Here is a 26,054-nt window from a genome sequence, read left to right on the forward strand (position 1 = left end):
TCTTTTTATCATACAATCTTACTATAAAAATGGCTTTGGAGTAATCTTTTCCAATAAAATCATTTTCAGGTTTGTAAGGTCAATTGCATCAACATTACCATCATTATTAACATCAGCAATAGCTATATTCTGTAAAGTACCTTTACCTAAAAGAAATGACTTGAGCATTGCAAAGTCAATAGCATCTAGTACACCATCCTCGTTAACGTCTCCATAGTATAGGATTACTTCTGGGGCCTTATTTATATTGAGATTACGAGCAATGACATTCTGAAGTACTAAATTTTTATCATAGGAGAATTCCCAGAACATTGCACCACCGAGAGCCATTTTCTTTATGTAATCTATCTTATAACTAATGGATTCTTCATCCTCGTATGTAATAAATGTACTTCCGTTATATAAATAAGGTACTTTTGCAACATCATCCCAATAGCGAACATAACTATTTTTATCTATATAATTTTCTACAATATCCCAATAATCAAATACAGCAGCTTCATATGTACCACTTCCGTAACCTGCAGAGGATGGGGCTTCTCCACTTTTAAAAAGGCCTGAGCCATTAGGATCATTTACGTTAACCCAACCTTTTCCGGAGAAAGCAAGACCCAGATTTAAATCAGTGGGTTTTACTCCTGCGGCAATATAATTCTCAATGGTTGTTGATACACAGAGATTACCTGGCTCTGCATACAGCGGAGTATTGTGATTGGTTATTTTATCCCATGTACCATGATAATCATAAGTCATGACATTTATGTAATCCAGATACTTCATCATTTCTGCAACTTTACAATTAGCTATGAATTTAGCATCTGCCGCTCCTGCAATACTTAGCAGATATTTTTTTCCGTCTTTTTCTCCCTGTGCATCCAGTGCAGTTCTAATCTCTTTAAGCAGTAGAATATAGTTATCGCCGTCGTCTGCACGGTGAGGTATATTATCACCACCTTGAACGGGATATTCCCAGTCAAGATCTACACCGTCAAAATCGTATTTTACAACAAAATCTACTGCGGACTGTGCACATGCCTTTCTCAGAGAATCTGAAGCCGCTACATCAGAGAAATTCTTTGACCACGTCCATCCTCCTACTGATATAATTGTCTTAATATGAGGATGTTGCTGTTTCAATTTTATCAGTTGTCCAAAATGCCCCCTTAGTTCTGTTTCCCATGTGTCATCTCCATATGGCTTTTGGGTATCAATCCACGGATCTCCAACCGTAATAGTTCCATCAGCAGATAAATTGGCAAAAGCAAAGTTAATATGTGTCAACAAGGAAGGATTAATATCTCCCACCTCTACGGCTCTCTGATAGCCGCTCCATGAAGTAAAATATGCCACATTTCTGTATGATTGTTCATTTGCGGCAACATTTGAAATAATGCCTATACAACTAAGCATTAGTGATGCAATTAACGAAAATGCCGTTAATTTCAGCTTCATTTACATTTCCCCTTTCTTAGGCTTTTAATTAAATTATATCATAATATCCAAATTTTGTATTTTATTAGAATTTATTTGACTTTTTTTGCACATAAATAAGCCTGGGATTATATTTAATTCCCAGACTTTATAAGTTAACTTTATAAACTAACCCCAAACTTTAATGCGATTGAATCCGGATTTCAATCCTTCAATAGGCCCTACAACAGGCTTAGCGTTTCTGGAAGTTCCTGTATAGTCGGTGTCAATTACTATAGGATTTCCATTTGGATCATCAAAAATGGCATCAACAATACGCACGGTACCAAGGGTTTCTGTAGAAACAATTTGAGTTGGTATTTCAAGCATATCATTTTCTATATTCATTTCCAGATAAACTTCATTACCTTCTTCAACAATTTTTACATTTGGATTAAAGTCCTTGTTAGTATAACTGTTCTTTTCACGATTAAAACCTTCAGCTCCGTTTAAATAGGCATTTGATGAAATGTATACAGGTTGCTCAGTTAACATAAATACTTCAAGGTCGCCTACTCCGTGGCTAATGATACTAGAAACATATTCTTCATATGAAGCAGTATTAGGATTATATCCTGCTGTTCCACTGTTTTCAATGCCTTCTCCGCCAACAAAGATATTATTGTAAAAACGGTCATCTCCACCGTAAACCACAGCTGTACCGGCTACCTCAGTAGTATGCGGGAAGTGGTACGGAGTAGATCTGTCAAGGACTTTTGTTAAATGAAGTTTACCACAGCAAAGATTATTTACATATGCTCCCCCCTGTGAGAAATTATCAAAGGAATAATCGGAAGCAAAAATATTGTTATCCACTAAGTATGGGCCATGACTAACCTCTACCATCAAATCACGGTCATTGTTGTAATACAGATTATTACTCACTCGAACACCTTGCGCCTGCCAGTCAAGCCAAGTACCAAGAGTACAGTTATGAATGCGGTTATGATGAATTTTAACGTCAATTGCCGCATGAAGCTTAATACCTGCAATCTCGTAGCCGAAAAACTCATGCTTAACTGCAATATTATAAATATGGTTGTTGTATATTTCACTAAAAACTCCACCCATATGTCCTACAATTCCGTTTTGACCGCAATCATAAATTACATTGTTTCGAATTATATGGGAGCCTATCTTTTCCTTGCTCCAACCTATCTTCAGTGCACGGAAAACAGCTTCCATCTGGTACTGATAACCCGGCTTCTGATGTCTTCTGGAACATAGATTGTGTCCCGTTGAAGCTTCTTTTCCTATACTGATGGCACTGCACTTAGCATCGTGAATTATATTGTTTTCTATAATCCAGCCCTTGCTCCAATTTGCACCTAACAGACCGGGTTGATCTGCTGTAGGCGGTGTCCATGGACATGCAGCCTGAGCCATCTCAAACCCTCTTACAGTAATATAATTCATACCTGATTTAACTGGATAGAAGCAGCATTTTCTTACATTGATTTCAACAAGCTCTTTATTTGGATCTGCACCATGAAAGTTAGCATAAATAGTTGTTTTCTCTTCGTCTACTTCACTGAACCAACGATAAATTGTTTGTTCAGGATGCAGAATTTTTTCAAATTTTTGAGTCCAAGGAATATCTACAACCCCGGTTCTCTCAACAGGGTTTTTAACTTCATCCAAGGAATCAGCCTCGTAAAATGAAACTCCGTTTAAATAGACATCTCCTGGATGCCGATAAACTCCCGGCTTATATATTAACCAGTCACCGCTGAGAATTTCTTTGTATGGATTGTAATCACCAAAAAAAGAATTTGGAAGAACAGCTTTCCATACTGTACCCTCAACCTTTTCCCAGCTCTGGATTCTCTCTGAACCTTTAATAATAACCTTTTCACCCTCGGCAGCTTCGTATACAATTCTGCTTAGATTGCTGTATCCGCTATGCTCTGGCTTTACCCATTCACGGTACACGCCTTCGTGAACAATTATTTTGTCTCCTGCTTCAGCCACATTTGCAGCTTTTGAAATAGTTCTGAAAGGATGTTCTTTGGTACCCTCTGCTAAATCACATCCGGTTACCGCAACATGAAATTCTTTTTTCATTTTACCTTCCTCCTTGTAATGCCGGTTTTTAGAATTTGGTTAGAATAGTTAATTTCATTTTTACAATTGAATTTTAGCATAGAACAATTTATAATACTTGACATATAGAATAAATTTTTGGCCAAATATTGCAGTGTGTGAGGGTAAAACATTGATTCCTTTTTATGAAAACAGAGTTGAGGATTTACTTGTCTTTAGAGAAAACGGGCTTGATTTTCTACCCCATCTTCATGCTCAGTTTGAACTGCTGTACGTGGAGGATGGAGAAATTGAAATAACAGTCAATGGTTGCACTGGGCTATTGAAAAAAGGAGACCTCTCCATCTCTTTTCCTAATAGCGTACATAGCTACCGTACTCCAACCAATCAAGAAAACATGAATTGTATCGTAGTAATACTTAATCTGGCCCTTGCAGGTGATTTTATAAATACTCTTTTGAAATTTCACCCAAAAGAACCTTTTATTTCTAGTGTAAATCTGCATAAGGATGTTCCATATGCTATAAATACACTCTTTGAGGAATATAACCATGCTCGAAGTAATCCTGTTTGTACTCCTATTTGTAAAGCGTATATACAGATAATTATTTCAAGGCTGCTTCAGCAAGTAGAACTCATTGCCAACACCGACGTGAACTACTTTGATATAATTTTTGATATTATTAATTATATTAACGAGAATTATATGCAGCCTATTTCACTCAATGACATGTCTAGAGCTTTAGGCGTTGGAAAATATCATTTATCCAGAGTGTTTTCAGATAAAATAAACGTAAGCTTCAGCGATTACATAAATGGTATTCGTGTAAGTTGGGCAAGGAACATGCTTTTAAATACTAATAAAAATATTACACAAATTGCCTATGATTGTGGTTTCCAAAGTATCCGAACATTCAATAGGGCCTTTAGTAAAGTTTATCTTGTTAGTCCTAGAGAATTCAGGAAATCCCAGGAGGCAGCAAATATTTCTAAAACTCTTTAGTTGGTCATAGATACTCTTATTGACTCTATTCCCATAAATTGTTATCATGAGATAAATTAGTCTTCAATGGAATGGAGGTTAAGTATGCCTAAATTAAAAGACTGCAATATAAGCAATGGCGATTAATTGCATGGAGCTAAAATGTAATATGACAAGCTTTTTATGTAAATACAAATACTACCCGTTTTTTATATATTTTCTGTTTTCCCAATGTTTATAATTATTCTATAGAAGTAAGTATATATTTATGTGGAGGTACACCATGAAAACATATCATCGAAATTTTATATATGAAAGTAATGATTTTGAAAATTTATGCAAATTTATTATTCAAGAAAATTCAATTAGGAAGGAATTTTTTGACTGGCATATTGGGCGAATTGTTGATTGGAAATATAACCTTTCAAATTTTAAAAGGCACTTTCCAGATAATTTCAATAAAGCTGCCCATCTATGGTTTGATTATTTTCATAACCTTATTGGATTTGTAATTTCGGAAGAATTTAATACTGAATTTTCCATTTTATTGAGAAAGGAATATTTACATTTATATCCGGAATTACTTAATTGGGTTAAAACAGAATGGGGAAATAAATACGATAAATTAGTTACTCAAGTAATAGAAAACCAAACAGAATATATTAAATTTCTTGAAGATGCAGGATATAAAAGAAATAATTGTATTGAGATGACAAGAGTCTTTAATACAAGGTCTTACAAGGATTTTACTATTGAAGATTCATCGGTTTCATTTCAAAGCATGTTTCAAAATGGTGATTATGAAGAGCAGGCTAATCTAAGGACTAATGCTTGGCCAAAGCCTTACAGCCGTGAAATAGATTTGCAAATTAGAGAATATACAAGGCGAAGTCCTATTTATAATCCTAATTTTGACTTTGTATTAGTAAATAATGAAGGAAGACATATATCCGGCTGTGAAGCCTTTATTGATTATGAAAACAACACAGCCGAAATAGAAAGGGTTTGCACACATTCAGACTTTTATAATAAAGGGTATGCACAAATGGTTCTTAAAGCCTGCATGAGAAAACTATATGAACACAATATAAATACAGCTTTTATTGGTGGCTCATATGACAAGACTATTCATCTATACGGTAAATTAGGTCATGTGGCAGAATACGCAAGGTTCTTTTTTGAATTACAAAGATAATAAATATAAATCCTTCTATTCCCCCACCATACCATCTCCATCACGGTCATCCATATATTTATACAACCAGTGCTCCTTTGTGATTGGCAGCTTAATACCAGCTGCTTTTGCTTCAGCGATGGATACCTTACCGTTATGATTTTTATCTATAGCATCAAGGTTATGGTTCTTGTCAGAAGTAGACGTTTTAGGTGTAGTAGTCTTTGGTTTTTCTGAAGTTTTTTCAATTAAAGACTTATTTACTTTATCAGGATTCACATTATCAAAATCTTCAGTTATAACATTTCCCTTTAATGTATAGGTGTAATGATAATGGCTGGGAATTTGAGTTTTTGTATTGGGATAAGTAATTATAGCTTCAAAATTGGTGCAACCACCTGCGTCTCTGATATTCTTTTCCATATATGCCTGATCGCCGTAGCGGTTTAAGGTACTGTCCTGGGGTGTTATATTGTAGGCGTTGGAGACACCACCCAAGGAGTCTGCAATAACATGCCCCTCATCCAAATCTTTCCTCTCAGTACCAGGAACCTTTGCTTCATCATTATAGTAGCGACCATTATTCAACACTGGCTCCGTTTTTGGATTCTGAAGAACAATTTTTTTAGCCGTAACCCTGATTAATTGTCCGTATTCATTGGTATAGGCCCAGTATTCTCTGCTGCCATATCCAACATCGACTACCACCATGGGTTTTCTGGTTCCGGTGGTATCACCTCCATCAACTTTAATTTCCTTGTACTTTCCTTTAGATGGAGACGATTGAGTTGGTTTACTTGGCGCTTGAGCAGTAGTCTTGCTTGGTAATTTTCTTTGATTTTCACTGGGTATTGCGGATTTTATAGCAGTACTATTTTCTGTTAAAGTCGAAGTTGAATTAATCTGCTCAGGAGCATTCTGTACAGTACAACCTGTTAATAACGCTATTATAAGAAAATAAGCAATTATGTGTTTTCTCAAAGTAGTTTCTCCTTTAATTGCATTATTATTTTATAGGTTTCGGTATATATAATTAAGATTTCACTATATTAAAATATCTTTTTTAACAATAAAATATTCATTTTTATGGCTATGGTGGACTCGTTTTATGTCAAAAATTCCTTAAATTTATATTATATGTAAATAGGTAATCACTATAATATTTGTAACAAAGCGCTTTGAATTTAATTAATAAGGAGATTATTATGAAAATTAAGTTTAAGAAAGTAATATCTTTTGTGACTTTGTTTATTCTAATATTTTCACTTTCAGTTAATACATTTGAAGTAACTACATATGCAGCTACAAATCCTGTAACTTGGAATCCAACGGATAAAGAATGGGGTGTTACTCTATCTAATGGCAATTTAACAGCTACTATTTCTGGTTTATCATCAGGAGTTAGAGCAAGTCTTGGAAAAAGCAGTGGAAAGTGGTATTGGGAATGTACTGTCGATAATAGGGGCTATAGTGAAATAGGCATAGCTAATAAAAGTATCGCTCCCAGCTGGGTACACAATGGTGAATGCAGTGGATTTAGCAGTTGGGGATACATGTAGACTTACTGTCGGAGATTTAAAAAATACGACAAAAACAACTTGGACTTCTTATGATTCTGAAATAGCAACAGTATCTAATAAAGGTAAAGTAACTGCTGTAGATGAAGGTTTAACATATATAACAGCTACAGATGAGCAAGGTAATGAACTTGGAAGAATATATATAAGAGTAAGAAATTAAGAGTTTTGGTGTTTGGATTAGAAAAATCATTATTAAATTATTAAATTAAAAATATTGCCAGATTGAGCCTGTGAAGAAAAGTCTGTAAAATCAGCTTTCTATGATAAAATCAAATTATCATAGGAGGCTATTTTTTATGGCAAGAAGAAAGAATTCGATGAGCGAAGGAAAAAAGAACATTATTGCATCCCTACTTCAAGAGTATGACATCAAGACTGCAGAAGACATCCAGGAAGCACTTAAAGACTTGTTAGGGGGTACCATTCAGAGCATGTTGGAAGCCGAGATGGATCAGCATTTAGGCTATGAACCATACGAACGTTCCAATAACACCAATTACAGGAACGGAAAAAATCCAAATCAATACAAAGTACATATGGTAAGATGGAAATTGACGTTCCACAAGATCGAGAATGTTCCTTTGAGCCTCAAATCGTGAAGAAGCGTCAAAAGGATATCTCAAGCATTGACCAAAAGATCATTGCTATGTATGCAAGAGGTTTGACAACTCGCCAGATCTCTGACCAGATCGAAGAAATCTACGGATTTGAAGTTAGTGAAGGCATGGTATCCGATATCACAAACAAACTGCTTCCAGAAATTGAGGAATGGCAACAACGTCCACTATCCAGCGTTTACCCAATTGTATTCATAGATGCTGTGCACTTTTCTGTTAGGGACAACAATGTCATCAAGAAGCTGGCTGCATACATCATTCTTGGAATCAATGAAGAAGGCCAAAAGGAAGTGTTAAGCATTCAGATAGGCCAAAATGAAAGCAGTAAATATTGGCTTAGTGTCCTAAATGAACTGAAGAACCGTGGAGTCAAGGATATTCTTATACTTTGTGCAGATGGCCTGAGTGGCATCAAGGAATCCATTGCTGTAGCTTTTCCGGAAACAGAGTATCAACGCTGCATAGTCCATCAGGTAAGAAACACACTAAAATATGTTGCAGACAAAGATAAGAAGGAGTTTGCTAATGACCTGAAGACAATCTACCATGCCCCTACAGAGGAGACCGGATATGAGCGTATGATGCAAATTACGGACAAGTGGCAGGACCGTTATCCTAACGCCATGAAGAGTTGGTCTACGAACTGGGATATCCTAAGCCCGATTTTCAAGTTTTCTACGGATGTTCGCAAGGTAATCTACACAACCAATGCTATAGAAAGCCTGAACAGCACATATCGTCGTCTGAATCGTCAAAGAAGCGTATTTCCAAGTGACACAGCCCTCTTAAAGGCCCTATATCTAGCAACCTTTGAGGCAACCAAGAAGTGGACTATGACTCTCCGTAACTGGGGTAAAGTCTACGGTGAGTTGTCCATCATGTATGAGGGCAGGCTTCAGCAATAAAATCAGGACAATCAAAAACACCCTTTTGGAAGGGTGCTATTGACATGCCATTAATTTACTATTATATTGTAGACAAGTTATGAAAGCCAGCATCTGGCCTTCACAACTCTAATAAAATTATCATAGAAAGCTATTTACAGAGATTATTTCACACACTCGCCAGATTTTATCTAATTAAATAGAATAATCTGGCAATATTTTTCAATATAATATTAAATTTTAATACACAAAACTATCTGCAGTCCCAGTTATTACTTATATCCCCAACATTCTATACCAAAAATTCTAGCCATATTATCTATTTTGGATGGTTTAGTAATATAAACACGATAGTACCTATATTTTTGTCCATCTATGTAATTTGTGGTCTGCTCTTTAGTATTTCCTTCTATTTTTGCTAGGTTTACCCAATCAGTCATATTATTACTGCCTTGAATGCAATAATCAATCAAGTACAAATCAGTTGAACGAAAGTCATGTATAACTACAAACTTAGAAATAGATTGCTCTTTCTTTAAGTCTAGCATTAACCACTGAGGATCTGCTATATCATTTGATATCCACATATCAGTGTCAAACCCATTGTATTTACCGTTTATCACTCTTTCCGCTTTAAAGCATATACCATATGCGTCCAACTCACTGCTTGCAGTTACTAAAGCATCAGTAGCATAGTTTATAAGTTCTTTTTCTTCCCCACACTGCATTAAAATATCATCAGACATGGTTGTACAATATTGTGAGTATAACTCATTAATCAATATACGAAAATCATTATTAGAGGATTGTATTTCTTTGGTATATTTAGTTATGGAGTTTTCATCAACGTTTTTCTTAATAGCTTTTCTAAGAAAACTATTAAATACTATTAACCTTTCATTCGAATATTTCACTTTAAAATCTTCATAATTTTTTTTGCTTGTACTATCCTCACCTAATTGATCATATAATCTGTCCAATATTTTAAAAATACTCTGTGTAGAATCAACAAGGTCCCTTTTATATAGTTCGGCAGCGGTTATATCAAAGTTCTTATTTTGAATTACGTTTCTTATCAAGTTATCATTTTCAACAATATAGTTATTATCTACTACATCTTTCAAAAAAATAAAATCACTATAATTAACTTTTTTAGCATTTCGGGGTCTAATATAGTAGAATCTATTAGCATAATTAGAGATATTTTCAATGAAGTATTTGTTTCCTTCTTCCCATATGTCTAAGAAAATCTCTTCTTTGAGTGTTAAGCAATAAAAAGGATTATCAAAACCAACATGTGAGCAATCCATAATGGTAATAGTAGATGTTTCTTCATTATAGCCATTAATAATAATTCCATGAGGTCCATGTGCTTTTCTATAATTGAAATCACAATAGAACATACTGAAATAATCAAAATATAAAACTATAGGATATTTTTCATCTAGAACAGATTTTAGAGTGCTAAGAAGTGACTCTCTATTTGTAATATTTACTGTCACTAATTCTAAAACTAATTTATTTAGCTTTATGTTCATTGATTCAAATCGCTCGACATTAGTTTCCCATATTAGACGTAATGAATAATACGCACAAAAATAAAAATAATTCTCATATTCGAAATATCCTGATGCTATAGCCATGGGAGCATCCACGCAGTTTATAGTTTTATAATAATAGCTGTCATTTGCATAATTAGGTATATGTAGTCTTTGCATAAAATTCCTCCTAAAATACAAATAACTGTACTTCAGTTACATTTTTTTCCACGTTATAATTTAAGTATATTGTATAGATAATTACATGTCAATGTCTCTTTTATATAAAGAACCAACTCCATTACTAAAGTTAATATCTGTAGCCTTTATAGTTTCCTTTTTATATTTTAGAGTTCCATCTTCTTTGAGTACTTGCGGTGATAAGATTGATGAATTACTAGCTGAGATATCTCTATCTATAACCGCTATATTCTGGAATTTACCAGTAGAATATTTGTGGAGTGTATTATTTTCAGTATTCCAACCGTATTCACTATGTGGGACTGGTTTATAATACAGAATAAACAAAGCATAAAGAATTGTAATCACTGTTATAACCAAACTAATTTTTTTCAGTAAGTTATGTAAGTTTGGCTCTATTCTTTTTTTTAGATATCTGCCTATAGAAATTGATAAAATCATTGGAATAAATATAATTAACGTTAAAAAATTATCTTTCATAATAATACTATTCCTCCTCCAGAACTCGCCATTATTGCTGCATAATCTAGTTATTTTCATATCCCATGCGCAGTTATATATACGTAGTTGATTAATTAATTTTACTTCCCCAAATTGCAACATTGCCATTTTTAGCTATTGCACTGAACGTCATAACAAATTTTTTGAGACTATTCTCCCATTGTCTTAGCACAACACCTGAATAATCAACTCCATTTACAGTTAATTCAATGTTCTCGTCACTTAGCTTCCATTTTCCATTTACACTACCAGAAATTGTACCTTCTTTATTTAGTGTTATTTTTACAGAGTTTTTAATGGCAGAACTAATTTCATTACCATGATTAATAAATGCATAGTCTCCGTAAACTTCGTCTGCAATATATTTTGAAATAGTTTCACCACCATAGCGATGTGGTGCAACAACAGGCCATCCATCCTCATTTATAAACATTTGATGTACTCGCACCTGATGAAATTCTCCCTGACCAGGAAATCTGGTATGGAAAATAAGATAATACTTTTTTGTCTCTGCATCGTAATATGCTGAATTATGGCCTGGAGAAACATAGCCTACTCCATTTTCAGTAAACTTGAAATTTCCCATAACTTTAACACCATAAGGTTCGATAGACCTATCATCAAAGATTGTACCAGCAGCACCTTGACAGTCAATCATATTTTTTCCTTTACCATCTACAAAAGGGCCATCAGGGTTTTTAGAGCGCGCAACCCTAATATTATAACCACCAGTAGAATCAAGACCGCCAAAACTTAAAAACAAGTAATAATAATCCGATTGAGGACTATATAGCATATAAGGAGCTTCAATTCTACTGTGATTTCCTCCTAACAATTTCTTTCCATAGCCTTGACCTGGATAAGGCTTTCCTGTTTTAGGATCCATCTTCATAATGAAGATACCTCCTGAATACGATCCATAAACCATCCACAGATTTCCGTCTTTATCAAAAAATGTATGAGGATCAACAGTATTAGGATCTCTCGTAGCATTATAAACTGTTCCAGCTTCACCTATTCCATTCATTCCAGATTTCAATAGAATGCCTGCATTTTTATAAGGACCTGTTACATTATCAGATACTGCCAAACCGAGAGTAGACCTTGGGGAATCACCTTTACATAAGCAATAATACATGTAAAATTTCCCATCCTGAAGCTGGATTATATCGCCTGCCCACATTGTATCGGTTTGCGCCCAGTCAAATGATTCTTTTAATTCTGTAAATACATTCGGTATTAAAGGATTTGTGTTACTCACACTTGAAGAAATTTGATACCATTGCATTAAGTCATTAGTTTTTGCAGAAGCTAGATGTGAACCAATAACATAATAAGTTCCATTTGTCTTGATAATTGAAGGATCATGCACTGTTACATCTTTAAACGTAGGTATAATTGGAGTTTGAGGCAAATTCTCAACAGGAAACACAGATATTATCCCTAATAAAAACTGTTTATATATAGCAAAGTCAATTGCATCAACTAAACTATCTCCATTTACATCCGCTGCCTTAAAAGCGTCTGCTGTTAGGGTAACATTCCCCAGCAAATATTTCTTTATTTGTGCAAAATCTATCGCATTGATCTGACCATCCCCGTCTACATCACCATATTTTACCGAATTATTTTTCAAGTGACGATGCATTTGTTGATGTAAAAATACTAGCTAATAAAACAAAAAGCACCATTGCAAAACTTATTTTCTTTGATATCAATTTAATTTTCACAAAGCTCTCCCCCTTTAAAATACCTACTACTTATGAGTACCCTCCAAATTTATTCTATAATAAAAAGGCGAAAAATCAAGTATATAATGGCTATTATTACAAAATATTCCACATACTACTTTGTTTATTATGCTATAACACCCATAACCTCCTTATATAGCAAAAGAACCTACCCATTGGTAAGTTCTTTTACTTAAAAATATTTAATTATTTATTAGCAGTATAGTTGGCATTAGCCAGTATTTGAGCAACTACTTCCGTTAAATCATCATCGTCAATCTGCAATACGTACGTTAGTGATATCAATCATTGCTTCACCTTTATCAATAGCTTTGAACTTCAATTTGAGTAATACTTTATCTCCATTTGCTGCGTTGTCTTTAATGCTATAGGGTTAAACAAAGACTCGCATGAAAGACTTCCTTCCCTGCGAGTCTTTGGGTTGCATATGCTAATAAATAATCTAGCCCCTAACTCCGTGCTGCTTTTGCAAGATTATCATTAGAATTATAATTCGTGGAGCCGTAACTGCATTGACAAGCACATGCTGCATACATGCTTCCACCATAACTTTGATTTTCAGATAGTATACTTTGATATGTTTAATGTGTTTGAATAATTTTTTGCTACATTTACAGCAATAGCTGTATTACAACTAGATAATAATCTTTTTATATAAGAATCCACATTTAGAATTGTCATTTCATTTATAAATCCAAGGCTTATATTATATTCATCCTCCAATGATAAAACCGGTTCATCATACAGAAATTCATTAATGTATTCCTTCATCAAATTTTCAGTTCTGAGAATATATCTATTTGTATAATTGTTATTTATACTCTGTATAAATAAATCCTTGCAGTATATGAACTCATCAAAAGTAAATCCTTCAGAGTATAATCTCTGTAATTCTCGAAGCACCACAACTAATATATCCTGTATATTATCCTTTATTTTTATATCAAGTACACTAAAAGCGTACTTTCTTAAAAATCTATTCTTTATACATATTAAATTTATTAATTTCAGTCCAGCTTCTTTTATGGTATTGATTATCCGTCTTTCAATCAAATAATTAGCCGTATTCTCAACTATTTTTTGCTTAAATCCTGAGATGGTGTTTTCACAATACCTTTCTTGCATATAGTATATTTGAACTTCTGCACAATCTAATTTTTCATATGTGTTTAAAGTATATCTCTTACTCTGATAATCCGAAATTTTCTGGTATAATCTATTATGTTTTTCATTATTGGGTAATGTACTAAAAGTTTTATTAACTATTGCTTCCATTTTCAAAGGGTCTATATCTCCACAAACTATAATTGCCATTAACTCGGGTTTATACCAATTTCTGTGAAAATTCACCAAATCCTCATATGTAAAATTCCTTACATTCTCAATTTGTCCAATAGGCATTCGTCTACAATAATCAGACTCATTTAATATATGTGGTAAAATGTTTTGCTTTTTTATGAACTCAATCGTCTCTTCAGTATTGTACCACTCATTTATAATTCCTTTTCGGACGCTTTCAATATGCTCTTTATTAATTGCATTTCCCTGCAAAATTCCGTTAAGAATAAAAATACATTTTTCAATGTTTTTTGCTGTTGAAGAGCATTTCAGTTTAAATACAGTTTCATCAAAATTCGTATATCCATTTGGAATAATGCCATTGTGAGTCTCGTCACCCGAGGAATAGCATTCAGTGTAATTGAACAAACATATATGTTCAATAAAATGTGCAATCCCACACTGCTCTTCTGTTTCTACTGCCGAACCCACCTTAATTGCCAGACTAAAAGTTACATATCCTATCGGATTGTTATTAGGATAAATATAATACGTCAGGCCATTTTCTAGAGTCCTTTTAATCAAATTTTTATCCATTAGATATTTTTGCATATCAATATTCTCTCATCATACAAAGTCTGTAATAAGGTGCTATAATACCTGCAGATCATTTAGGTATTTTAATTTTTCCGGATTTTTTTCAACGCACTCGTGGTATAAGATTAGTCCCTCTAATATGTTTTTTCGAGTAATTTCACAAGTCATAATCTTCTTTTTCATATCCAATTGATCATTTGTATAACAGCTTGAATAGCATATGCCGCACATTCTGGCTGCCCAACATTTAGAACAGTACTTTAATGACTCCTCTGCATATTGCTCTATATATACAGATCTAATCCTGTCAATATCAATACCTGTAAATACATTACCTATGGTTATTGCACCTCCTACCTTCTCACATACCAGAAAATCTCCATCAATATTCACATACAATCTTCTTTGTCCAGGCAAGCAATTACCATTAAATCCTATTTTGTCACTTGGTTTATCTACTAACGTTCTTCTCTGTATTCTAAGCAGCATTTCTTCTATCCCTTTTTTTGTAAAGAAATCTGCTTCTTGATTATTTAAAATTTGATTTAGATACTTTTCTCTGGACCATCTGGACATAGTATAGTCTGCTTTGATTTCCAACAAGTCATTTTGATACTCTACATACTCTGTATCCATAAAATGATAACGTCTCTCATCAGCCACAGACCCCTCTGATGGATAGCTAACTGACTTTGCCATTTTTTTAGGGAACCAATCAAGCCCTTCAATAAACTTTTCAATCTCCGTCAATTTTCCTGTACTATATGGAGGGGTAAAAACCATGCTAAGACTTAGTCTGTGTTCTGCTGAATCACCAAATGCTTCTACTATGTTTTTTAATCCTCTTATTGCTCTGCTAAAGCTACCATTTCCATTTATATCTTTTCTATAGCTATCATGTATGTTTTCAGGGCCATCAAGGCTGCAAACTACTGATAATCCTTCAATAGAAGCTAAATATTCTGCTATATCCTTAGTTACAAGTGTTAAGTTGGTTGTTAACGAGTATGTTATTTCCCTATCCTTAATTACTTCTCTCGAATAATCGATGCTATACTTCAATAAATCAAATCTTAAAAGAGGCTCTCCGCCATAGAATGTAACCGCTACAGTCTTTTCATTTTTTCCATGCTCTGCAATGTAATCAATAGCTGCCCTTATAGTTTCTTCAGACATATCTCTTTGACCAAAGTCTCTTTTTTGCTCATAATCAGGGTTATATATGCAATAACCACATCGTAAATTACATCGTTCAGTTAATTCCAATATAATTTGCCTTAAATTACCGTTTATTTTACTTTCAATATCATCAAAATGTAATGGCGAATAAAATTCATTGTAACGAGTTAACTGGAGGATTTTTTCATTTTCTATTGCATATTTCACATTTTCACATGCATCAATTAACTCTTTTTCACCCAACTGTTCTTGAAGCTTACACAATTCTTGTTCAATGTTATTTTTTAATATAGCTTCCAAGACTTTATACTCTACCTTATTACATTCCAGAACCTTACCAGTTCCCGAATCATAAATATAATCATTAGAGCTAGTCCTAAACAACTTTGCTAATGGTTTTTCCCCTTTATTCAAGCTGTTAAAGTACTGTATGTATTTATAAACTTCTTGTGAAATATGTTCCTTTACATTCACTGATATTTCCCTCCATCCTCGTATATGTAAATTTATTACTTTAATGCTAATATACAGCATTACATATCTTTTTGTCAACGAAGTACTTACTTTTGTCTCCAATGTTTTACAGCTCACTACACTGTGGCTATTGGTTTCAAACATATATTCAAATTATTCAAATAAATAAAACTATTAGCAAAGACTCGCATGAAAGGCTTTGTTCCAATGCGAGTCTTTGATCTCATTTAAATAATCTAAAACATACCTGCACCATTACTTGCATCTTGAACTAATACACTCCCAACACAAGTACAACTACAGGGCAAATTAGCCTGTGTTTTAAATGTAGAAACATCTCTTTCAACTGGATTTATTAATTTCATGCTCATCCTCCTTTCTCATTTAATTTATGTAAATGCTACCGGTAACCAAAATTATTAGGGAATTAATAAGCCTCAATTTGATTAATGTGCTTTAATATTTTTACTACATTTATAGCAAGAGGAATTGCCATGTCGTTTAATCTATTTTGAATTAAATTGCCTTTATTGTATTTTGCATTTGCAAATTCAATCATTTGACATTTTTCATCACAGATGCTAATATTTTGCAGAGGGAAATTGTCATATTTAGGAGGATAAATTATGAAGAATTTATCAAAATTTAAGGTATTTTTATCTGTAATATGTATTTGCTTTTTAGCAATTCCCCAAGTAGCAACTGCTGCTAACGTTACTTATAGAGTTGTCTTAACGGATCCTGGATACAATTTAAATGTTAGAGAGAAACCGAATACATCATCAAAAGTGGTCGGTAAGCTACCACCTGGAGAAGTTGTATCAATTTCTAAAACTAGTGGAGATTGGGGCTATATATATGATGGCCGGATTTGTGATGGCTGGATTAACTTAAAATATACTGCTGTTGGGGTTAAACGTGTCTCAGGCAGTCGGAAAACTACTGATAACCTAAATTTAAGAGAAGGTCCTGGGACAAATTACTCTAGGATGTATACTATACCAAAAGGTTCTACAGTAGAGATTTGGTATACATATAAAGATTGGACTTATGTCTTTAATTCTAGTGGAAATTTAGAATGGATTTGTGGATGGGTAAATAGTAGTTATTTAAAAAAATAGGTACTTAATCAAACAAGTGTCTGCTCCCTCCAGACGCTTATTTGATTTTGCTATTATTGAAGCATACTCAGTTGCTTCTTCTAACAATTGATCACACAATTCTTTTCCTTCTTTGGTTACACATATTTTCAGTATCCCAATTTTCCTCCATTCCGCTTGTATTTACTGGTTTAACTCCATAGCCCATGATTTTTAATCTGTAAATGAGTTTTGTAAATATTGCTTGCCAAACAGAATAATCTTTTTTCAGTAATGCATATAATCAAGTATCCGATTTATTAAAATAAAAAACCACAAGACTTTGGCCTTGTAGTTTTTGGTGGAGATAGAGGGACTTGAACCCTCGACTTCAACACTGCCAGTGTTGCACTCTCCCACTGAGTTATACCCCCATCTATATGGAAAGCCTAGTATTTATACGACTTTCCAATTCTATAAAAATTTTGTGATTATCTTTTTCTTTTGGGGATGCACACCGGATTGCTTGCGCTCCCATCTGGGCTAATGCCCCACGCTAATTACGTGCTCAATCAAATATTAACATGTTTTTTTACTATTGGCAACCACATTTTTACTATACAATTGGCATATTAATCACTTGACAGACATGCAAGCAAAATTCCGCTTCCGATGGTAATTTTAGCGGTTTCTTCCTCAAATTCATTACTAATTCCCCATGAAGTGCCTAAAGTCATTGTTGCGTTAACAAGTGGATATTTCAACCCACTTGTACTTACCTCCGTAACCTTTTCTGTTATAGGAATCAAGGAGAGTTTTCGGCCCTCTTTTTTACTAAGGCAGAAACTTGAATTAAACATATATATTTCGTTATTTTCGTCTACAATAGAGCCTCTGAGACCAATATCTAGCATTTTTTTCAGAAGCATAATATTTGCAAAGGAATGATCAATTCGTGTACCCAAAGCCCCTATTAATACCACCTCGTGGGCTCCCAATTCCAATGCCTTTTCAATAGCAAGCTCGGAATCAGTCATGTCTTTCTCCACAGGGAATTTTGATACATTTATGCCTCTATTTACATAATAATTCAAATCCTGAGAATTTGCAGAATCAAAGTCACCAATAAGAATATCAGGGTTAACCCCCATTTCCCTTAGGTGGCCGGCCCCTCCATCTACAGAAATTATATAATCTGATGCCAGTATGTATTTTTTTATTTTGTCATAATTACTGATTGAGCCATTACAAACACAAACAACTTTCATTTTACCTCCGGCCAGTATAAGAATTACAATGCACTTCTATTAAAAGAATTCAGTTTTAAAATCCTTATCGCTGCTCCAACATCATCTTGTTTAAAAACGGCGGAACCTGCAACAATTACATTGGCACCTGCTTTTGTTACGATGTTTACATTGTTGGCATCAATTCCTCCATCTACTTCAATATCTACTTCAAGTGCATTTCTTAACATCATGTTTTTTAAGTCTGAAATCTTTTTTGTAGAGTGAGGCAGATAAGATTGGCCTCCGAAGCCAGGATTAACCGTCATTATTAGTACCATATCCACGTCCTGCAATACATAATCCAATACAGTCAGAGGAGTTGCCGGATTCAAAGCAATACCTGCTTTCTTTCCACAATTCTTTATCATTTGAATTGTTCTATTTAGATGTTTTACAGCTTCAGCATGTACGGTTATGATATCAGCACCTGCTTGTGCAAATTTCTCTATATATTCATCGGGATTTGATACCATCAGATGAACATCAAAAGGTTTTTTTGTATATTTACGTAAACATTTAACAACACCCGGTCCGATAGTTATATTTGGCACGAAATGTCCATCCATAACATCGATATGAATAATATCAGCACCATTTTTATCAATTTTTTCAATTTCACTGCCAAGACATGAAAAGTCGGCTGATAAAATTGAAGGTGCAATTTTAATCATTTTATCACTCTCCTAGATTCGTTCTTTTTCCCTTTATATTGTGGAATATCTTTTAACGTTTTGTATAATTGAATATATCTTTGATATCTGTTTTTGTCAATTTCGCTTCGTTCTAGTGCTTCTATGATCTTGCATCCAGGTTCTGTTATATGACTGCAGGAATTAAACCTGCAGGTATTAATATATGGCCGGAACTCGGGATAATAACTTTCCAGTTCATTATACGGGATATCTGTAATCTCAAAAGAACTAAATCCGGGAGTATCTGCAACATAACCGCCATATTTAAGTTCAAGAAGTTCTGCATGCCGAGTAGTATGCTTCCCTCGTTCTATTTTGTTACTCACACTTCCGGTTTCCATAACCCATGAGTCCATAATATGATTTAAAATGGTTGATTTACCTACTCCTGACTGGCCCGCAAAAACAGTAATATGCCCTTTTAGCTCTTCCTTTAACAACTTGTAGCCTACATTTCGGACAGAACTTATTTCTACTATTTCATAACCTGCCAGAGAATATGCGTTTCTTACAATTTTAGCATTACCGTCATCAAGGTCAATTTTGTTAATACATATAATAACTCTGATGTTTTTCATTTCTGCGGTAATTAAAAGCTTGTCCAGTAACATATAATCCGGGTTTGGTGCTTTTGCAGCTACAACAATGGCTATTTGATCAACGTTGGCAACAGCCGGGCGTATAAGCTCTGACTTACGCGGAAGTATTTCATCAATATTTCCAAGCTTTTTAGCTTCGTCAATAATGCTAAAGCCCACCTTATCTCCCGGAAGGGGCGTAACAGAATTTTTTCTGAACACCCCTCTAGGTTTACACTCATAAATATCTTCTGTTCCTTCTTGTTTAACGTAGTAAAAACCACCAATTCCCTTTAGTATTATACCAAGCGGCAAATTGAACCTCCTATTTTACTTTCCATCAGGGTTTGTTTTATTATCTCCTTCTGCGGAGCCGTTATCAGGCTGCTGTGTACCTGCATTTTCCTGATCTCCGGATGTATTTCCTTTACCTTCACCTTTTGAATTATCTCCACCTGCATTACCGTTTGTTTGAGTATCAGATGGCTGACTCTGGCTTGGACTTGAAGGTGCCTGCTGTTCCTGAGGTGTAAGCCATATTGTTACAGCTTCACCCGGGGCTACTTCTGAATATGCTTCCGGTGCCTGTTTATTGACTATTCCTTTTGTAACACCTGATGGTAATACGCTTCCAAGAGATAGTTTTGCATCTTTAAGAAGTTGCATAGCCGCACTCTCTGTTTTTCCAACCAGATTTGGCACTTTTATTAACTTAACTTCCGCACCTTTGCTAACAAAAATCGTTACTACTGTTTCCTCGGTAATTTCTTCATTAGCTTTTGGCTCTGTACGGATTACATAATCTTCCTTAACATTATCACTAAACTCTTCTTCAATTCTATATTTTATATCCTGACTTTCAAGTTGACTTTGAGCATCTCTATAATCCCTATTTGTAACATCTGGTACTTTTTTACTCTTAGGACCATTACTAATGGATAGCTCAAGATTTGTAAAACTACCGTCCCTATACTCCGTTCCCGGTTCGACACTCTGAGCAAATATTACACCTTTATCTACTGCATCATTATCCTGCCAGTTCTCGGTATAATTAATTCCTCTTTTTATCAAATCTTCCTTGATATCTTCGAATTTTTTATTGCGATAATCAGGCATAGTATTTACAGCATCATTTCCTTTTGTTAGCAATCCGATAGTTATAAATAGTAATACTCCTATAACAAGTACACTGGCAATCCCCGCCAACCAATAAGTCGTATTGTTTTTCTTTTTTTGCTTTTCAGATTCATATTTTTTATTATTTACATTGGTGGTCCTTGTACTTACTCTCATAGTTCTGTCAATATCGTCTGAATTTACTGATCTCATTCTTATTGTTGATTTATTTGAAACAGAATTATGCTCTACAAAGCCACCCTGAGGCTGTACAAGAACAGTGTTTAAATCATTAAGCATTTCAGTTGCTGACTGATAACGCATATTTTGCTCTTTTTGAATAGCCTTCATTATTATTTCATTTACACCATAAGGCAAACTTGGAACAAGCTTGTGAGGATCTAAGGGCATTTCTTGTATATGCTTCAACGCCACTGCTACCGGTGAATCACCGTCAAAAGGTACCTTTCCAGTAACCATTTCATAGAGTGCTATTCCCAATGAGTAAAGATCGGATTTTTCATCTATAAATCCGCCTCTTGCCTGTTCCGGAGAAAAATAATGCACCGAACCAATCGTACTTCCAACCATAGTGATTGTAGAAGAGGTTACTGCTCGTGCTATTCCAAAATCCGTAACTTTCGCAATACCTTCTTTGGTCAGCAGGATATTGTGAGGCTTTATATCTCTATGTACAATGTTATTTTTATGAGCATGTTCAATTGCAGAACAAATCTGGATGGTTATTTTTACTGCATCTTTCCAGTTTAACGCACCATGTTTGTTCAAATAGTCCTTTAAAGTCATGCCATCGACATATTCCATAACAATGTAATGGATATCGTCCTGATGTCCTACGTCATAAATTGATACAACATTTGGGTGTGAAAGGCTCGCAACAGCTTGAGCTTCTACTTTAAACCTTTTAACAAACTCATCATCGTTTGTAAATTCTGTCCGTAATACCTTTACAGCCACAAATCTGTTTAAAAGTGTGCATTTTGCTTTATATACGACAGCCATTCCACCGCCGCCTATTTTTTCCAGTAAAAGATACCTGTTTCCTAAAATTTGACCTTCCATACTCCACCTCATTTTATATTTTCCCTATGATTACGGTTACGTTGTCTTCCCCGCCTTTATTATTTGCATTTTGGACTAAAGTATCACAAGCTTCTTGAGGATCTTTCGTATTAATAATTATGTCCAAAATTTCGTCTTCTGCTATCATATTGCTTAGTCCGTCAGTGCATAAAAGTATAACATCATCTTCTTCAACGTCTATTTCATATGTATCAACTTGTAATTCTGGTTCACATCCTACGGCACGGGTAATGAGATTTTTTTTGGGATGGTTTAGCGCTTCATCCTTTGTTATAGAGCCATTTTTAAGCATTTCTTCTATAAATGAGTGATCCCAGGTTATTTTCTCGATAGTCTTGTTTCTTATCAGGTAAACCCTGCTATCTCCAACATGGCCGATATAGAGTTTCCTGTTTTTGAGTACAGTTATAATAAGTGTGGTCCCCATACCCTGGGTAGAAATGTCGAGCAGTGAAAAATTATATATTTCATTATTCACTGTCGTTATTATGTTTTTTAATAACTCAGGAATATCTTCTGTCGACCAATCAGATTTTAGAAGGTGATTGCAGACCGAGTCAACTGCCTGTTTACTTGCAACCTCACCGCACTGGTGACCGCCCATTCCGTCAGCTATGACGAAACAAACAGGAATTCCTGGATAACCTACTAGAACATTACAATTGTCCTCGTTTAACTGTCTTTTCAATCCCCTATCAGTTTTAATACCATACTTCAAACAAATCACTCCTGAAATAAACACTTTTAAGATTCAAAAAGTAAATTGGCACTACTGTTAATTTTGTTCTTCCTAAGCTGTCCACACGCAGCATTTATATCGCTGCCAAGCTCCCTTCTTACTGTAGTCTCAATACCTTTAGACTCCAAAATGTTCTTAAATTTATCTATGTGAATTCTTGAGCTTTTTTTATAACCATTACCTGTAACGGTATTTACCGGAATCAAATTTACATGACAAAGCATTCCCTTTAATAGTCCCGCTAACTCTCTGGCATCCTGCTCAGAATCATTTTCACCTGAAATCATTGCATATTCAAATGTTATCCTTCTTTTTGTACTCTCTGTATATATCTTACATGCTGAAATTAATTTGTCAATACAATAAGCCTTATTAACCGGCATCATGGCTGACCTTTTGTCATCCTTGGGACTGTGTAGAGAGACTGAAAGAGTAATAGGAATATTTTCCTGCGCAAGCTGCAATATTCTAGGAACTACACCACATGTTGAAAGAGATATATTACGCATTCCTATCATCAATCCATCCGGATGATTTACTATTTTCAAAAATTTAATTACATTATCGTAATTATCCAAGGGTTCCCCGATACCCATTAACACTATATGTCCAATCCTGTTCCGCGAATCTTCCTGCATAGTCATTACCTGATCAAGCATTTCGCCGGGAGTCAGATTACGTGAAAAGCCTGCTCCTGTTGATGCACAAAACTTACAGCCCATCCTGCACCCTGCCTGAGAAGAAATGCAGGCTGTAAAGCCATGCTTGTACTCCATAAGAACACTTTCAATAATATTTCCATCCTCCAACTCAAATAAATACTTGACAGTTGAATCAAGTTTTGATTGAAGTTTATCAACTATTTTTAATCTGCTGATTTTTGAAACCTTCTCTAACTCATCCCTCAACTGCTTTGAAATATTAGTCATATCAGCAAATGATCTGATTCCACTGTTTGTCCATTTAAAAATCTGCTTTGCCCTGAATTTCTGCTGTCCCATTTCCAACAGCATCTGTTCAAGTTCCTCCAAAGTCATATCCATTAAATTAATCATTGTGAGTATTTTATTTCTCCCTTTTTATTTTACTTATAAAAAATCCATCTGTCTGATATATATTCGGATATAATTGAATATATCCTTTTTCTGAACTGGAAATATCCAAAGCTGGAGGCATAAGTTCACGAAAACCTGCCAGCTTTAAATTAGGATTTTTATCAAGGAAATCCTGTACAATGTCCAGATTTTCTTGTGGCTGTATTGTACATGTACTGTAAATCATGACTCCCCCCACCTTTAAATACTGGGAAGCAATTTTCAGTATCTTCTCCTGGAGACCAGTTATCTCATTTAACTCATTCTCTGTCCTTGAATACTTAATATCAGGTTTTTTTCTAATTATACCTAATCCTGAACAAGGTGCGTCTATCAAAACTCTATCAGCTTTTCCTATGAGGTTTTCATCAAGTTCACACGCATCATGAATCTCGGTTTTTATAATATCTATACCCAATCTGCTACATGACTGCTCTATAAGATTGAGCTTATGCTGATAAACATCTCTTGCAATAACAGTACCCTTATTATTCATAAGCTGTGCTATATGTGTTGCCTTGCCCCCAGGAGCACTACAAACATCAATTACAGTTTCACCTTCTCTGGGGTCAAGGATTTTCGCTGCCAGCATTGAACTCTCATCCTGAACCTGAAAATAACCTTTTTTAAAGGTTTCAAGGTTGGAGATTGATGATGGATTTTTCAATACAACTGCTTCCTCAACGTACCTGCCCGGTTCAGCATTTATTCCTTCTTTATGTAGCATATCCAACAGAGTTTCCCTGTCTGTTTTCAATGTATTGGTCCTGATAATAAAATCAGGCACCTGATTATTACTTTTTAATAAATCCTCTGTAAACTCTTTCCCATATAAGTCTATCCATTTTTGCACCATCCAAACGGGATGTGAGTATAAAATGCTTAGATAATTTGCAAAATCACTTTTATCCGGATAAGGAATATTATCTTTGTTTTTTGAAATATTTCTAAGTACTGCATTAACAAATCTACTGGAAGCCTGATGCCCATATCTTTTTGCAAGATCAACTGCTGTGTTGCAGGCTGCCGAAACAGGTATTCTGTCTGTATGAAGAAGCTGGTATACGCCAAGTCTTAAAATATTTTTAATCCATGGTGACAGCTTTTTAAGCTTAATGCTGGAATATTTCCCTATAATGTAATCAATCTGCAAAAGCCATTTTACCGTACCATAAACCAATTCTGTTGCAAATGACCGGTCAATCTCTCTAAGCTTTTCATTTTCAAGATGCTTATTAACTGAAATATTTGAATATGCTTGGTTTTCAGTAATATCATATAAAATCTTTAATGCTGTTTCTCTTGCTAAATCTAATGCCACATTAACCTCCATGAGCCAAAATAGCGTCTTTATTGTTTTGTTCCTTACATACTAATCTCTGTTTCTTCGTTGGTTTGCAAGCAGAAGTAAACGCAAAAAACTGGCAATTGCAACCAATACCGATGCTACATAAGTCATCGCTGCTGCATTTAACACTTTTTTCGCAGAAATCAGTTCTTCATTCAAAAGGATTCCTGTGCTGCTCAACACAGAAATCGCCCGTCTACTTGCATTAAACTCTACCGGAAGAGTTATTAGATAAAACAATATCGCTGCAAAAAACAAAAGCAGTCCGAAATTAATTATAATCGGCCAGCCTAGAAACAATCCTAATATTGCCATGTACGGACCAACTGAAGAACCAAATCCTGCTACGGGAACCAAGGTACTTCGTAGTACAAGAGGTCCATATTTTACCTTGTGTTGTATTGCATGCCCGGTTTCATGTGCTGCAACACCTATTGCGGCTACTGAAGTACTTCCGTAGGTAGATTCAGACAGCCTAAGCACTTTCTTTCTGGGGTCATAATGGTCTGTCAGTTTACCACCTACCCGAGTAACTTCAACATCCTGAATACCGTTTACCTGAAGCAAATAACGAGCAACTTCCGCTCCCGTTATATGCTTTGAATTACCGATTTTACTATATTTATTAAAGGTACTTTTTACCTGTATCTGTGCAATTATTGATATAATCAGTGCCGGAACAACCAGTATCAAATAATATCTGTCCATATAATAAAAGCCCATTATACTTGTCCTCCTGTTTATAA

The 26,054-nt window shown here is 34.7% G+C and carries 22 protein-coding genes, 1 tRNA gene and 1 pseudogene; 6 read left to right on the forward strand and 18 right to left on the reverse strand.

The genetic code is table 11. The features are described from left to right. Positions 1-21: 21 nt before the first annotated feature. Together K412_RS0118935 and K412_RS0118940 are read right to left on the reverse strand one after the other, a co-directional pair. On the reverse strand, positions 22-1,452 hold the full coding sequence (locus tag K412_RS0118935; protein ID WP_024834544.1) for a glycosyl hydrolase family 18 protein: 1,431 nt from the start codon (positions 1,450-1,452) through the stop codon (positions 22-24). A 147-nt stretch (positions 1,453-1,599) separates the two neighbouring features. Then, positions 1,600-3,534 carry a right-handed parallel beta-helix repeat-containing protein gene (locus K412_RS0118940; RefSeq protein ID WP_024834545.1) on the reverse strand — a complete coding sequence of 645 codons (1,935 nt, stop codon included), beginning with the start codon at positions 3,532-3,534 and terminating at the stop codon, positions 1,600-1,602. A 151-nt stretch (positions 3,535-3,685) separates the two neighbouring features. On the opposite strand from K412_RS0118940, the gene K412_RS0118945 reads away from it, so the two are divergent. Both K412_RS0118945 and K412_RS0118950 read left to right on the forward strand, forming a co-directional pair. Further along, complete coding sequence (locus tag K412_RS0118945; protein ID WP_024834546.1) at positions 3,686-4,516, forward strand: AraC family transcriptional regulator; 831 nt, start codon at positions 3,686-3,688, stop codon at positions 4,514-4,516. A gap of 262 nt (positions 4,517-4,778) precedes the next feature. Beyond that, complete coding sequence (locus K412_RS0118950; RefSeq protein WP_024834547.1) at positions 4,779-5,690, forward strand: GNAT family N-acetyltransferase; 912 nt, start codon at positions 4,779-4,781, stop codon at positions 5,688-5,690. A gap of 15 nt (positions 5,691-5,705) precedes the next feature. Here K412_RS0118950 and K412_RS0118955 read toward each other — a convergent pair whose 3' ends face one another. Continuing rightward, entirely contained in the window at positions 5,706-6,650 is a 945-nt protein-coding gene (locus K412_RS0118955; RefSeq protein ID WP_024834548.1) for a DNA/RNA non-specific endonuclease, read from the reverse strand. 224 nt (positions 6,651-6,874) lie between these two features. Between K412_RS0118955 and K412_RS0118960 the strand changes: the two genes are divergently transcribed. From K412_RS0118960 to K412_RS21205, 3 genes and pseudogenes are all read left to right on the forward strand, one after another. After that, positions 6,875-7,228 (forward strand): SPRY domain-containing protein, encoded by a 354-nt coding sequence (locus tag K412_RS0118960; RefSeq protein ID WP_024834549.1) that lies wholly within the window; start codon positions 6,875-6,877, stop codon positions 7,226-7,228. Further along, the gene (locus tag K412_RS0118965) at positions 7,188-7,409 is read left to right on the forward strand and encodes an Ig-like domain-containing protein (protein WP_081741833.1); all 222 of its coding nucleotides are present in this window, start codon (positions 7,188-7,190) and stop codon (positions 7,407-7,409) included. The genes K412_RS0118960 and K412_RS0118965 overlap by 41 nt, the downstream gene beginning before the upstream one ends. A 136-nt stretch (positions 7,410-7,545) precedes the next feature. Continuing rightward, positions 7,546-8,771, forward strand: a pseudogene (locus K412_RS21205) (IS256 family transposase). Between the two features lie 251 nt (positions 8,772-9,022). Here K412_RS21205 and K412_RS0118975 read toward each other — a convergent pair. The 6 genes from K412_RS0118975 to K412_RS22970 all read right to left on the reverse strand — a co-directional run bounded on the left by K412_RS0118975 (position 9,023) and on the right by K412_RS22970 (position 16,634). Next, positions 9,023-10,468 carry a discoidin domain-containing protein gene (locus tag K412_RS0118975; protein WP_024834551.1) on the reverse strand — a complete coding sequence of 482 codons (1,446 nt, stop codon included), beginning with the start codon at positions 10,466-10,468 and terminating at the stop codon, positions 9,023-9,025. 81 nt (positions 10,469-10,549) lie between these two features. Beyond that, positions 10,550-10,969 (reverse strand): hypothetical protein, encoded by a 420-nt coding sequence (locus K412_RS0118980; protein WP_024834552.1) that lies wholly within the window; start codon positions 10,967-10,969, stop codon positions 10,550-10,552. Between the two features lie 91 nt (positions 10,970-11,060). Beyond that, positions 11,061-12,626: an arabinan endo-1,5-alpha-L-arabinosidase AbnB gene (locus K412_RS0118985; RefSeq protein ID WP_024834553.1), complete on the reverse strand. Its 1,566-nt coding sequence runs from the start codon at positions 12,624-12,626 to the stop codon at positions 11,061-11,063. A 673-nt stretch (positions 12,627-13,299) separates the two neighbouring features. Beyond that, complete coding sequence (locus K412_RS0119000; RefSeq protein WP_024834554.1) at positions 13,300-14,631, reverse strand: M16 family metallopeptidase; 1,332 nt, start codon at positions 14,629-14,631, stop codon at positions 13,300-13,302. 39 nt (positions 14,632-14,670) lie between these two features. Further along, positions 14,671-16,269, reverse strand: a complete 1,599-nt coding sequence (locus tag K412_RS0119005; RefSeq protein ID WP_024834555.1) for a radical SAM protein — start codon at positions 16,267-16,269, stop codon at positions 14,671-14,673. A 236-nt stretch (positions 16,270-16,505) separates the two neighbouring features. Continuing rightward, positions 16,506-16,634, reverse strand: a complete 129-nt coding sequence (locus K412_RS22970) for a hypothetical protein (RefSeq protein ID WP_278244558.1) — start codon at positions 16,632-16,634, stop codon at positions 16,506-16,508. A gap of 261 nt (positions 16,635-16,895) precedes the next feature. Between K412_RS22970 and K412_RS0119020 the strand changes: the two genes are divergently transcribed. Beyond that, the gene (locus K412_RS0119020) at positions 16,896-17,390 is read left to right on the forward strand and encodes an SH3 domain-containing protein (RefSeq protein WP_024834556.1); all 495 of its coding nucleotides are present in this window, start codon (positions 16,896-16,898) and stop codon (positions 17,388-17,390) included. Positions 17,391-17,707: 317 nt separating this feature from the next. Here K412_RS0119020 and K412_RS0119030 read toward each other — a convergent pair. The 9 genes from K412_RS0119030 to K412_RS0119070 all read right to left on the reverse strand — a co-directional run bounded on the left by K412_RS0119030 (position 17,708) and on the right by K412_RS0119070 (position 26,031). Next, positions 17,708-17,782, reverse strand: a tRNA-Ala gene (locus K412_RS0119030). A gap of 198 nt (positions 17,783-17,980) precedes the next feature. Beyond that, entirely contained in the window at positions 17,981-18,616 is a 636-nt protein-coding gene (locus K412_RS0119035) for a thiamine diphosphokinase (RefSeq protein WP_024834557.1), read from the reverse strand. A gap of 23 nt (positions 18,617-18,639) precedes the next feature. After that, positions 18,640-19,308, reverse strand: a complete 669-nt coding sequence (gene rpe / locus K412_RS0119040) for a ribulose-phosphate 3-epimerase (protein ID WP_024834558.1) — start codon at positions 19,306-19,308, stop codon at positions 18,640-18,642. Next, a complete protein-coding gene (rsgA, locus tag K412_RS0119045; protein ID WP_024834559.1) occupies positions 19,305-20,222 on the reverse strand; it encodes a ribosome small subunit-dependent GTPase A in 918 nt (305 codons plus the stop codon). Before rsgA ends, rpe begins: the two co-directional genes overlap by 4 nt. Positions 20,223-20,237: 15 nt before the next feature. Further along, positions 20,238-22,106, reverse strand: coding sequence for a Stk1 family PASTA domain-containing Ser/Thr kinase (pknB, locus tag K412_RS0119050; protein WP_024834560.1), 1,869 nt, complete (start codon positions 22,104-22,106; stop codon positions 20,238-20,240). 13 nt (positions 22,107-22,119) lie between these two features. Further along, positions 22,120-22,845, reverse strand: coding sequence for a Stp1/IreP family PP2C-type Ser/Thr phosphatase (locus K412_RS0119055; protein ID WP_024834561.1), 726 nt, complete (start codon positions 22,843-22,845; stop codon positions 22,120-22,122). Positions 22,846-22,871: 26 nt separating this feature from the next. Further along, positions 22,872-23,921: a dual-specificity RNA methyltransferase RlmN gene (rlmN, locus tag K412_RS0119060; protein ID WP_024834562.1), complete on the reverse strand. Its 1,050-nt coding sequence runs from the start codon at positions 23,919-23,921 to the stop codon at positions 22,872-22,874. A gap of 10 nt (positions 23,922-23,931) precedes the next feature. Then, positions 23,932-25,281: a 16S rRNA (cytosine(967)-C(5))-methyltransferase RsmB gene (rsmB, locus tag K412_RS0119065; RefSeq protein WP_024834563.1), complete on the reverse strand. Its 1,350-nt coding sequence runs from the start codon at positions 25,279-25,281 to the stop codon at positions 23,932-23,934. 51 nt (positions 25,282-25,332) lie between these two features. Then, a complete protein-coding gene (locus tag K412_RS0119070; protein ID WP_024834564.1) occupies positions 25,333-26,031 on the reverse strand; it encodes a zinc metallopeptidase in 699 nt (232 codons plus the stop codon). Positions 26,032-26,054 lie beyond the last annotated feature (23 nt).

Source organism: Ruminiclostridium josui JCM 17888 (assembly GCF_000526495.1).
Taxonomy (GTDB): domain Bacteria; phylum Bacillota; class Clostridia; order Acetivibrionales; family DSM-1351; genus Ruminiclostridium; species Ruminiclostridium josui.

Bases quoted from the DNA above. Each gene is read 5' to 3' on its own strand.
- rpe (WP_024834558.1), bottom strand. From the start codon at position 19,308: ATGATTAAAATTGCACCTTCAATTTTATCAGCCGACTTTTCATGTCTT.
- K412_RS0118965 (WP_081741833.1), top strand. From the start codon at position 7,188: ATGGTGAATGCAGTGGATTTAGCAGTTGGGGATACATGTAGACTTACT.
- K412_RS0119070 (WP_024834564.1), bottom strand. From the start codon at position 26,031: ATGGGCTTTTATTATATGGACAGATATTATTTGATACTGGTTGTTCCG.
- K412_RS0119000 (WP_024834554.1), bottom strand. From the start codon at position 14,631: ATGCAAAAATATCTAATGGATAAAAATTTGATTAAAAGGACTCTAGAA.
- K412_RS0118980 (WP_024834552.1), bottom strand. From the start codon at position 10,969: ATGAAAGATAATTTTTTAACGTTAATTATATTTATTCCAATGATTTTA.
- K412_RS0118975 (WP_024834551.1), bottom strand. From the start codon at position 10,468: ATGCAAAGACTACATATACCTAATTATGCAAATGACAGCTATTATTAT.
- K412_RS0118960 (WP_024834549.1), top strand. From the start codon at position 6,875: ATGAAAATTAAGTTTAAGAAAGTAATATCTTTTGTGACTTTGTTTATT.
- pknB (WP_024834560.1), bottom strand. From the start codon at position 22,106: ATGGAAGGTCAAATTTTAGGAAACAGGTATCTTTTACTGGAAAAAATA.
- K412_RS0118935 (WP_024834544.1), bottom strand. From the start codon at position 1,452: ATGAAGCTGAAATTAACGGCATTTTCGTTAATTGCATCACTAATGCTT.
- K412_RS0118940 (WP_024834545.1), bottom strand. From the start codon at position 3,534: ATGAAAAAAGAATTTCATGTTGCGGTAACCGGATGTGATTTAGCAGAG.
- rlmN (WP_024834562.1), bottom strand. From the start codon at position 23,921: ATGATTAATTTAATGGATATGACTTTGGAGGAACTTGAACAGATGCTG.
- K412_RS0119020 (WP_024834556.1), top strand. From the start codon at position 16,896: ATGAAGAATTTATCAAAATTTAAGGTATTTTTATCTGTAATATGTATT.
- K412_RS0119035 (WP_024834557.1), bottom strand. From the start codon at position 18,616: ATGAAAGTTGTTTGTGTTTGTAATGGCTCAATCAGTAATTATGACAAA.
- K412_RS22970 (WP_278244558.1), bottom strand. From the start codon at position 16,634: ATGAAATTAATAAATCCAGTTGAAAGAGATGTTTCTACATTTAAAACA.
- K412_RS0118950 (WP_024834547.1), top strand. From the start codon at position 4,779: ATGAAAACATATCATCGAAATTTTATATATGAAAGTAATGATTTTGAA.